The sequence below is a fragment of the Corallococcus sp. 4LFB genome (assembly GCF_046520365.1).
Lineage (GTDB): Bacteria > Myxococcota > Myxococcia > Myxococcales > Myxococcaceae > Corallococcus > Corallococcus caeni.
The window spans coordinates 1-9,205 of the sequence record NZ_JBKGHJ010000356.1; the positions used below are offsets into that span (position 1 = coordinate 1).

9 protein-coding genes and 1 pseudogene are annotated in these 9,205 nt (G+C 72.9%); 7 read left to right on the forward strand and 3 right to left on the reverse strand.

The annotated features are described in order from the left end of the window. Positions 1–98: 98 nt before the first annotated feature. Positions 99–263, forward strand: a pseudogene (locus ACLEQD_RS30015) (SRPBCC family protein); the annotation flags it as partial. A 77-nt stretch (positions 264–340) separates the two neighbouring features. After that, positions 341–559: a hypothetical protein gene (locus ACLEQD_RS30020; RefSeq protein ID WP_410388775.1), complete on the forward strand. Its 219-nt coding sequence runs from the start codon at positions 341–343 to the stop codon at positions 557–559. 19 nt (positions 560–578) lie between these two features. Here ACLEQD_RS30020 and ACLEQD_RS30025 read toward each other — a convergent pair whose 3' ends face one another. Together ACLEQD_RS30025 and ACLEQD_RS30030 are read right to left on the reverse strand one after the other, a co-directional pair. Beyond that, a complete protein-coding gene (locus ACLEQD_RS30025; RefSeq protein ID WP_410388777.1) occupies positions 579–2,189 on the reverse strand; it encodes a cation:proton antiporter in 1,611 nt (536 codons plus the stop codon). 138 nt (positions 2,190–2,327) lie between these two features. After that, the gene (locus tag ACLEQD_RS30030) at positions 2,328–3,308 is read right to left on the reverse strand and encodes a hypothetical protein (RefSeq protein WP_410388779.1); all 981 of its coding nucleotides are present in this window, start codon (positions 3,306–3,308) and stop codon (positions 2,328–2,330) included. Positions 3,309–3,474: 166 nt separating this feature from the next. Here ACLEQD_RS30030 and ACLEQD_RS30035 point away from each other — a divergent pair, with 166 nt between their 5' ends. After that, entirely contained in the window at positions 3,475–4,377 is a 903-nt protein-coding gene (locus tag ACLEQD_RS30035) for a dimethylarginine dimethylaminohydrolase family protein (RefSeq protein ID WP_410388781.1), read from the forward strand. Then, positions 4,367–5,161 (forward strand): hypothetical protein, encoded by a 795-nt coding sequence (locus ACLEQD_RS30040; protein ID WP_410388783.1) that lies wholly within the window; start codon positions 4,367–4,369, stop codon positions 5,159–5,161. The genes ACLEQD_RS30035 and ACLEQD_RS30040 overlap by 11 nt, the downstream gene beginning before the upstream one ends. Positions 5,162–5,168: 7 nt before the next feature. On the opposite strand, the gene ACLEQD_RS30045 is transcribed toward ACLEQD_RS30040, so the two are convergent. Continuing rightward, positions 5,169–5,822, reverse strand: a complete 654-nt coding sequence (locus ACLEQD_RS30045; RefSeq protein ID WP_410388785.1) for an MBL fold metallo-hydrolase — start codon at positions 5,820–5,822, stop codon at positions 5,169–5,171. Positions 5,823–5,960: 138 nt separating this feature from the next. Between ACLEQD_RS30045 and ACLEQD_RS30050 the strand changes: the two genes are divergently transcribed. The 3 genes from ACLEQD_RS30050 to ACLEQD_RS30060 all read left to right on the forward strand — a co-directional run bounded on the left by ACLEQD_RS30050 (position 5,961) and on the right by ACLEQD_RS30060 (position 9,099). Beyond that, entirely contained in the window at positions 5,961–7,844 is a 1,884-nt protein-coding gene (locus tag ACLEQD_RS30050; RefSeq protein WP_410388787.1) for a lipase maturation factor family protein, read from the forward strand. 140 nt (positions 7,845–7,984) lie between these two features. Beyond that, positions 7,985–8,899 (forward strand): serine/threonine-protein kinase, encoded by a 915-nt coding sequence (locus tag ACLEQD_RS30055; RefSeq protein WP_410388789.1) that lies wholly within the window; start codon positions 7,985–7,987, stop codon positions 8,897–8,899. Further along, positions 8,893–9,099: a zinc-ribbon domain-containing protein gene (locus ACLEQD_RS30060; RefSeq protein WP_410388791.1), complete on the forward strand. Its 207-nt coding sequence runs from the start codon at positions 8,893–8,895 to the stop codon at positions 9,097–9,099. The genes ACLEQD_RS30055 and ACLEQD_RS30060 overlap by 7 nt, the downstream gene beginning before the upstream one ends. Positions 9,100–9,205 lie beyond the last annotated feature (106 nt).

The window sequence follows — 9,205 nt, forward strand, 5'->3', positions numbered from 1 at the left end:
CGCCGGGCTGCCACCGCACGCACGCGCCGGACCCCGGCGCGCTGGGCCAGCCCTACCGGGTGGGCCTGCGGGACGCGGCGGGCCGGGCGTTCGCGCAGGTGGGCTGCATCGTGGAGGTGGAGCCGGGCCGGTTCCTGGCGCTGGAGATGGACTGGGAGGGCGGGCCGGTGCCGCCGGGGCGCACCCGGGCGGAGCTGACCTTCCACGCGAGCGAAGGGGGCACGCGGCTGGAGCTGCGCCAGGGGCCGTTCACGGACGACGCGGCCCGGGACGCGCACCGCGCCTACTGGGAGGCGTGCCTGGGACGGCTGGCGCGCGTCGTGGCGGGAGAGGCCGTGCCGTGCTTCGAGGAGTTCTGGGAGGAGTCGCGCGGCTACGTGGGCCGCTGGCGGTGGCGGCCTACGCGGTGCTGGCGGGGCTGCGCGAGGCGGGCGCGCCAAAGGAGGCGGTGGCCCAGGTGGAGGACGTGCTCTACGCGCACCTGCCGCGGCTGCGCGAGGACACCGCGGACGTGCTGGGCGCGGTGCTCCAGTCCCGGGTGGAGGGCGGCGCGAGCTGAGGCGGCCGCCCTCCGGCGCTCAGGAGGCCAGGGCCTGGGGCGGGGAGGGCCGGGCGTCCTCCGCCGGCACGTGGGCCTCCGCGTCTTTCGCCCTGGCGATGCGCTCGTCCAGCTCCGCGGTGAGGTGCTCGAAGACCTCCTTGTTGAGCGTGCCCTGCTGGTAGGCGCTGAAGAGGGCGGCCTTCTCCACGATGAGGACGCGGCGGATGGCCTCCTGCTGCTCCTCCTCGTGGAAGCGGCTGGACTGCTGCTTGAGCGTGGTGAGCTCAAGCTCCACCGCCTGCGCCTTCTGCTGGTAGTCGCGCTCCATGGGCTCCAGCACCTCCACCGGAATCTCGCGGCCGCGGCGCATGCGCTCCAGCGCCCCGAGCGCCGCGTGGATGGCGCCCAGCTTGCCGCGGGCCAGCTCGTACTGCTCCTGGTAGACGTCCTTGAGCCCGGTGATGCCCAGCGCCTTGAGCACCGGCGACATGGTGAGTCCCTGCAAGATGATGGACAGCACCACCACGCCGAACGTCATGTTCACCATCAGCTCGCGGTGCGCGAAGTCGTTCGGGAGGCCCAGCACCAGCACCATGGAGATCGCGCCTCGCAGGCCGCTCCAGGTGAGCACCGCGCTCCACTTCCAGGGCAGCTTCTCCGACGTGAGCCGCAGGAGGCCGGACACGCTGTAGACGACCACCGCGCGGGCCAGCAGCACCGCCGCGTACGCCAGCAGGATGGGCAGCCACGACGCGAGCAGCGACGACAGCTGCACCTCCAGGCCGATGAGCAGGAACACCACCGAGTTGAGCGCGAACGCCAGGTACTCCCAGAAGCTCTCCACCGCGATGCGCGTGGTGGGGCCCATGCCCACGCGCGCCGCCCAGTTGCCGCACAGCAGGCCCGCGACCACCGTCGCGATGACGCCTGAGTAGTGGAAGTGCTCCGCCACCACGAAGGACCCGTACGCGGCGATGACCGTGAGGGTGATCTCCACCATCGCGTCCTCCACGCGCATGATGACCTTGGACACGGCGAAGCCCACCGCCGCGCCGATGGCGGTGCCCATGCCCGTCACCATGAGGAACTCCATCACCGCGCCGCCCAAGGTGAACGACTGGCCGCTGGCCACCCCCAGCACCAGCGTGAACAGCACCACGGAGGTGCCGTCGTTGAGCAGGCTCTCGCCCTCCACCAGGATGGCCAGCCGCTTGGGCGCGCCCAGCGCCTTGAACAGGCCCACCACCGCGATGGGGTCCGTGGACACGATGAGCGACGCGAACACCATGGCGGAGATGAGGCCGAAGCCCTCCAGGGCGTTCATCGACTGCATCGCCGGGGACAGGAGCAGCGCCGTGAGCCCCATGGCCAACACCAGGCCCGGAATGGCCAGCGAGGTGATGGCCAGCTTGTTCTTCCAGAACTTGCGGAAGTCCAGGTGGAAGGCCGCCTCGAACAGCAGGCCCGGCAGGATGACCGCGAACAGCAGCTCCTTGGTCAGGTGCGGCGGCTCGAAGGCATGCACGATGCCCAGGCCCAGGCCCGCCAGCACCAGCGCCACCGTGTATGGAAACTTGAAGTAGCGCGCCGCGATCGCCACCGCCGTCGCGATGGAGAAGAGCAGCACGAAGGCCAGCTCGAAGTGCATGAATCCCCAACCCCGTGGGTGCCCGAAAAGGGGGGGAGGATGCCACGCGCGCGGGGCGGTGGGGCAACCCCCTCCGGGCGAAAAACCGGGAGGGAGCGGGCATGCCTGCGCCCTCTTGGAAAGGGAGACGGAGCCGCGTCAGGGGGCCGGTGGGGTCCCGGCGTCACCGGGCGCTTCCGTGTCGGAGAGGCGGACCTCCAGCGTGTATCGCGAGCGCAGGTCGCCGGGCATGACGAAGTCCTGATCCAGGGCCTTGTAGGCCTGCACCCAGATGCTCCACCTGCCCTCGGACGACGCGGGAGCCGTGCCGCGCAGGTCGGTGGCGGCGGCGGGGTCCCACGCGGTCTGGCGCTCGACGATGCGGCCTTCCGGGTCGAGGAGGAAATAGGAGAAGCGGAAGGGCAGCTCCGGCGAGAACGCCTCCGTCGTCAGGTGGAGGGAGACGCTCTTCGTGGAGGCGGGCACCTGGAACTGGAAGCAGTCCACGTCCCCTTCGGTGGCGAGGACGCCCGTGGTGGAGCCGCTCGCGCCCTCCGCCGTCGCCGTCAGGGAGATGGCGGTCGCGGCGGGCGGGAGGTTGTTGGGCTCATGGCCATCCGGGTCGGGGAGCAGCTCCGCCTGGACGGTGTACGGCGACTGCGTGTCGAAGGCGGTCGTGTCATCCCGCAGCGTCAGCAGCCGGAAGTCCACCTCCTCCGCGTAGGGAATCAGCAGCTCCACGGGGGAGGGCGCCGCCGCCGGGTCGTGGCGGTTGACGCGCGAGGTGGGACGGGCGGACGTATAGGGGACGTTGGCGTCCACCGTCAGGTTCACGGGCGTTTCAGGCACGGCGTAGCCCGCGCGCAGCCGCACGATGGCGGGTGGGGTCACGGGGCCGACGGCCTCCACGCGGTACCAGTCGGAGTCGTAGCGGGCGCTCACGTAGGCCTGGCGCGGCGTGTTGTCCAGCGGGAGCACACACTCGGACAGGGTGAGCGCTTGCTCGCGGCTGTTGCATGCGTCCGTGAGGGGGCCGGTGCCCGCGTCGGGCGGAGCGGGCTCCGGCTCCGAGCAGGCGGTGAGCCATCCCGTGAGCAGCAGCAGCCGTCCGCCCGAGCGCCATCGTGGAATCCAACGCATGTCTTCCTCCCTTGCCTCCGGGATACGGGGCGGAGCGCCCCGCCTGGTTCCCGCGGGCCTGCTTCCGGGCGTGCACTGTGGGGCGGTGGACGGCCGGGCTTCAGGCGGGCGGGGGGCGCGGCCCGGATGCATTGTGACGCCCCGGGCCGAGGGCTAGAAGCGAGGAATGATGGACCTCTTCCTCATGTCGCCCCCGGGCCGGGGCTGGGCGCTGCGAGGCCGCTCCAACTTCCGCAGCCGGGACGCTGCTCCGGCGGATGCGCGCGGCGCGCGGCGGGAGTGGCTGACGCTGGCCCGGCACATCGAAGCCCGTGGTGGCACGGTGGTGGCACTGCCCTCGCCGTCGGACGCGCTGACGGGCATGCCCTACGCGGCCGAGTGCGGCCAGGTGGTGGCGCGCGAGGGCCAGGCCCCGCTGTTCCTCCTGCCCCGGATGATGAGCGCGCACCGCTTCGCGGAGCGCGACCACTGGGCGCCGCTGGCCCGGCGCCTGGGCCTGGAGGTCGTGGACCCCGGCGTGGGCATCTGGGAGGCGCACGGGGACGTGGCGACGTTCGACGGCGTGACGCTGCTGTTCTGGGGCGGGCGCACCACGCTGGACGGGCTGGAGGCGGCCCAGCAGTCCTTCCCCGGCGAGGTGCTGCGCGTGCAGGTGCGCGAGCCCGCGTTCCACGGGAACATGGCGGTGCTGCCCCTGCCCGCGGTGGACCGGCTGGTGGTGTGTCCGGACGTGATGGCGCCGGAGTCGGTGGCGCTCCTGGAGCAGCGCTTCGGCGCGAACCGGCTGGTGCGGGTGACGGAAGCGGACATCCGCCGCTACGCGACGAACGGGCTGCCCCTGGGCAGGGACCTGCTCGCGCCCACGGTGATGCCCCCGCACATCGTGGAGACCTTCGAGCGGCTGGGCATGCGCGTGGTGTCCATGCCGATGCCGGAGCTGACGGAGAAGGGCGGCGGTTCGTCGCGCTGCCTCGTGTCGCGCGCGTCGGTGGACGCCTCCCGCGTCTCGCTTCCCCCGGAGTACCGGCTGGACGCCGTGGCGAAGGACCTCGAAGCCGATGGCGGGTGAGCTCGCGCCGCTGGCCCAGGCGTTCTTCGCCTCGGCGCCGGAGCTGTCATTGCAGGCGCTGGGCTCCGGCGTGCACGTCCCGTCGCTGGACCTGGCGCCGTACGGCATCCCGGTGACGCACCTGCTGGCGGAGCACAACGCGGAGCTGGCGCGGCAGTACCTCTCGCTCAACCAGCTCGCGTTCGGCGGCATCGGCGTGCCGCGTTGGGTGCTGTCGGACCTGTACCTGCTGCCCGGCGCCATCGGGCTGTTGCGCTGTCCCGCGCGGCTGTTGAAGGCGCCCGCGCGCGAACGGCTGCTGCTGGCGGACGAGGAGCTGGCCATTGGCGCGGCCTGCTACGTGGCGCCGTCGCTGACGCCAGGGCTGTTCGTGGGCGTGTCGCTGTTCAGCTTCCTGCCGGGCCGGGGCGCGTCCGCGTGGGTGAAGCTGCTCACGCTGGGCATGGTGCGCGCGAAGCGGCTGCGCGGCATCACCCAGTGGGACAACCCGGCCGTGCGCGTGCACTCGCGGCTGGGGCCCATGCGGCTGGTGGGGCGCGTCCCCGGCGGACACGACTACGACGAGCGCACCTTCGTGTACGAGACGGACCTGCGCGACGAGGCCCGCGTGGCCCAGGCGATGCTCCGGGGCGACGCACCCGCGCTCGCCACGCGCATCCCCGTCACCGACCTGCTGTCGCTGGGCGCGCTGCTGGACCGCGCGGAGGCGGGGGCCCGGCTGGAGCTGGTGCCGCCCGGCCAGGACGACGGCCACGTGCTGGTGCGCGAGCTGCCCCCGGGCTGAAGGCGCATCAGGGCGCTGGCGCGTGCGGGAACGCGTCGTCCTGCTCCAGCGCCTTGCGCAGGGCGCTGGCGCCGTCCTTGAGGATGGGCGCGCCGTGCGCGAAGCAGACGGTCTGCAAGGGCAGGTGGTCCAGGATGCGCTGGATGCTGGTGCGCGTGCGCAGCGGTTCGTCCTGGTACTCGCTGGGGACGAACGTGGGCGCGCCCCGGCCTTCGCGTGACAGCAGGTCGGAGATGAAGACCACCGCGTGCGGGCTCTTCTGCAGCCAGAGCGTGTACATGGCCTCCGTGGGCCCCGGCGTCTGGAAGGTGCTGAGGCCGCCCGGCAGCGTGGTGCCGTTCACGTATTCGAAGTCCGGCTTCTCCTCCAGGCCCCGCGCGCCCTCCGGCGCCCAGACGGGCACGCCGAACGCCTTGCGCAGGCGCCACGCGGAGCGCTGGTGGTTGCCCGCGGTGAGCACGATGGCGTCGATGTCGCCCAGCTTGCGCAGGGCCTTCTCGTCGATGGGCAGCGGGTCGATGAGGGTGACGGTGCCGTCGTCGTCCACCACCGCGTAGGCGTCGCTGCGGCCGCCGCCGACCCGGTCGTCGGAGACGGTCCAGTGGTGCACGCCGGGGAGTAGCTCCTCCGTCTTCTTCGCCTGGGCCTTGGGCTCGCTCATGCCGACAAAGCTAGGCACCTGGACCTGGATGCAGGGGGGCGCGCTCCGCTGCCCGCCTGCCCCACCAGCGACCCCTGTCGCCCCCTTCGCATCCCGCCCGCCGCGCGCACCTTTGTCATTGGACGAAGGAGAGACCCGATGGGCGCGACGACCCGCGAGCTGCGACCGCTCGTGCTGTTCGATGGGGACTGCGGCTTCTGCAAGCGCTGGGTGGCGCGCTGGCGCCAGGACACCGCAGGCCGCGTGCGCTTCGCCGCGGGGGCCGGCTGGCTGCGCGCGCTCCTGGGCATTCCGAAGGAGGACATGCGGCGGGCGATGCAGCTGGTGGAGCCGTCGGGGCGCCGCTCGTCCGGCGCGGAGGCCGTCTTCCGCATGCTCGCCTGGTCCCCCCGGTGGAGCACGCGCGTCGCCGCGCGGCTGGGCCTGCTGCCCGGCGTGCGGCAGGTGGCGGGCGCGGTGTACTCGGTCATCGCGCACCACCGACGGCGCGCGTCGCGCTGGGACACCTGGTTGTTCAGCCGCGTGACGGAGCCCGCGGAGCACCGGTGGGTGCGCTGGGCCTTCATGCGGCTGTTGGGCGGCACGTTCCTCATCGCGTTCACGTCGCTGGGCAAGCAGGTGCTGGGGCTCTACGGGGAGAAGGGCATCCGTCCCATCCGCGACCTGGCGCAGTCCGAGCGCTGGGCCGCGCAGGGCCGGTGGCGCCGGCCCTCCGTGTTCTGGAAGGACGCGTCGGACGCGGCGCTGGTGCGCGGCTGCCGCGTGGGGCAGGGCCTGTCGCTGGCGCTGCTCCTCAACGTGGCCCCGCGCCTGAGCACGGGCGCGCTGTGGGGCCTGTACCTGTCCTACGTGTCGCTGGGGCGCGAGTTCCTGTCGTTCCAGTGGGACGTGCTGCTGCTGGAGATGGGGCTGCTGGGCGCGCTCACCGCGCCGGGCGGCGTGCGGCCCGGGCTGGGGAAGCGGGACGTGTCCGCGCTGGAGGTGTTCCTCTTCCGGATGCTCGTGTTCCGCCTCTACTTCGGGTCGGGCGTGAGCAAGCTCCACTCGGGCGACCGGACGTGGCGCGAGCTGAGCGCGTGCGACGTGTACTTCGAGACCGCGCCCCTGCCCACGCGCGGGGGCTGGGCCGCGCACCAGCTGCCGCGCCGGGTGCGCCACACGGGCACGGCGGCGGTGCTGGCGGCGGAGACGGCGGTGCCCTTCCTCGCGTTCGGTCCCCGGCGCGTGCGGCAGGCCGCCTTCGGCGTCTTCTCCGCGTTGCAGGCGGCCATCATGGCCACGGGCAACTACGGCTTCTTCAACGTCCAGTCGCTGGCCCTGGGGCTGTGGCTGCTGGACGACGCGGCCCTGCGGCGCGTGCTGCCGGAAGCGCTGTGGCGCGACGCGGAGCCCGCGCGGCGGCCGTCCGTCCTGGACACGGCGCTGTCCGCCGTCACCGCGGTGCCGGCGCTCACGCTGGGCACGGTGGAGCTGCTGCGCCGGATGGGGGGGTGGCCGCGCGGCCCGGAGCGGTTGGGGCGCGCGGTGGACTGGCTGGACGACCGGATGGTGCCGCTGCACTCGGTGAACTCCTACGGCCTGTTCGCGGTGATGACGGTGGACCGGCCGGAGATCACCGTGGAGGGCTCGGACGACGGCGTGCACTGGGTGGAGTACCCGTTCCGCTACAAGACCTCCGCGGTGGACCGGCCGCCGCGCCAGGTGGCCCCGCACCAGCCCCGGCTGGACTGGCAGATGTGGTTCGCCGCGCTGGGGTCGCCGCCCTCGTGGTTCCTGGCCCTGCTGGAGCGGCTGCTGGAGGGCTCGCCGGAGGTGCTGGGGCTGTTCGCGTCCAACCCCTTCCCGGACCGCCCGCCCCGGATGGTGCGCGCCGTGCTCCACGACTACCGGATGACGTCCCCGGAGGAGCGCCAGCGCACCGGGGCCTGGTGGAAGCGGGAGCGGCGCGGGCTGTATGTGTCGCCGCTGACCCTCGCGCCGGGGTCCTCCGAGCAGGCGGGGCGGCTGACCTGGTACGTCTGAACGGCGCCCGGGACCCCACCCGTCACGCCCGGTGCGCCAGGACCCCACACGGCGGTGTGAAGGGCGAAGGCTTCGCGGTGTGAAAGCGGGGCGCCGGGGACTGGCGGGGGATGGGGATCGCTGGGTACCGTGCAAGGGCGATGGTGTCCGGTGCTTCCCCGTCTTCCCTCATCTTCGGCAGGTACGCGGTGCTGCGCCGCGTGGCCGTGGGGGGCATGGGGGAGATCTTCCTGGCACGTCAGGTGGGCGTGAGCGGCTTCGAGCGCCCCGTCATCCTCAAGAGCCTGCTGCCGGACCTGCTGGAGCACGAGGGCTCGGTGGAGATGTTCCTCGACGAGGCCCGCGTCGCGGCGCACCTGAACCACCCGAACGTCGTCTCGCTGTACGAGGTCGGCGCGTGGCAGGGCACGTTCTACATCGCCATGGAGTACATCGAGGGCGAGAACCTGGGCCGCCTGGCGAAGGCGGCGCAGCGGGCCGGCACGCCGCTGCCCCACCGCGTCTGCGCGCAGATGATCCGCGACGCGGCGCTGGGGTTGGATCACGCGCACCACGCGCGTGACAGCCAGGGCGCGCCGCTGGAGCTGGTGCACCGGGACATCAGCCCGCAGAACATCATGGTGCGCCTGGACGGCCTGACGAAGGTGGTGGACTTCGGCGTGGCCAAGGCGACCATCCGCGCCAGCCGCACGCGCACGGGCGTGCTCAAGGGCAAGCTGCGCTACATGTCACCGGAGCAGGTGCGCAACGAGCCCGTCTCCGGCACCAGCGACCAGTTCGCGCTCGGTGTCGTGCTGTGGGAGCTGTGCACGCGCCGGCCGTTCATCGACACGGACAACCCCGCGGAGGCCATGCGCCGCATCGCGCTGGCGGCGGTGCCCCGGCCCTCGCAGTTCGTGGAGGGCTGTCGCCGCTCCTGGAGCAGATCATCCTGCGCATGCTCCACCGCGCGCCCGCGCAGCGCTTCGCCCGGTGCTCCGAAGTGGCGCGCGCGCTCCAGTCCTACCTGGATGAAGTGCCGGAGGCGCCGGGGGAGGGCGTCTCCGCGGTGGTGACGCGGCTGGTGGGCGACACGGTGCTCGCGAGGCTGCGTGACGCGGGCAGCGGCGAGCCCGGGCTGCACCAGGTTCGCGAGCCCTCCAGCGTGTCGTGCCCGCGCTGTGGCCAGTCCACCAGCGCGACCAACCGCTTCTGCCCCGCGTGCGGCAACTCGCTCACGCCCGCGTCCGGGGCCCCGCGCCGAAGCTGGCGATGATGCCCGTGCTGCGCGAGCCGCCCGTGCACCTGGGCGACGAGGACATCCCCGACGCGCCGACGGCCAAGCGCCCGCCGCCCGCGGCGACGACGGCGCCGTGCACGAG

What these genes read in the sequence shown, in the direction of transcription:
- ACLEQD_RS30035 (WP_410388781.1), top strand. Translation starts at nt 3,475, where the DNA reads ATGATGGACCTCTTCCTCATGTCGCCCCCGGGCCGGGGCTGGGCGCTG.
- ACLEQD_RS30040 (WP_410388783.1), top strand. Translation starts at nt 4,367, where the DNA reads ATGGCGGGTGAGCTCGCGCCGCTGGCCCAGGCGTTCTTCGCCTCGGCG.
- ACLEQD_RS30050 (WP_410388787.1), top strand. Translation starts at nt 5,961, where the DNA reads ATGGGCGCGACGACCCGCGAGCTGCGACCGCTCGTGCTGTTCGATGGG.
- ACLEQD_RS30025 (WP_410388777.1), bottom strand. Translation starts at nt 2,189, where the DNA reads ATGCACTTCGAGCTGGCCTTCGTGCTGCTCTTCTCCATCGCGACGGCG.
- ACLEQD_RS30045 (WP_410388785.1), bottom strand. Translation starts at nt 5,822, where the DNA reads ATGAGCGAGCCCAAGGCCCAGGCGAAGAAGACGGAGGAGCTACTCCCC.
- ACLEQD_RS30030 (WP_410388779.1), bottom strand. Translation starts at nt 3,308, where the DNA reads ATGCGTTGGATTCCACGATGGCGCTCGGGCGGACGGCTGCTGCTGCTC.
- ACLEQD_RS30055 (WP_410388789.1), top strand. Translation starts at nt 7,985, where the DNA reads ATGGTGTCCGGTGCTTCCCCGTCTTCCCTCATCTTCGGCAGGTACGCG.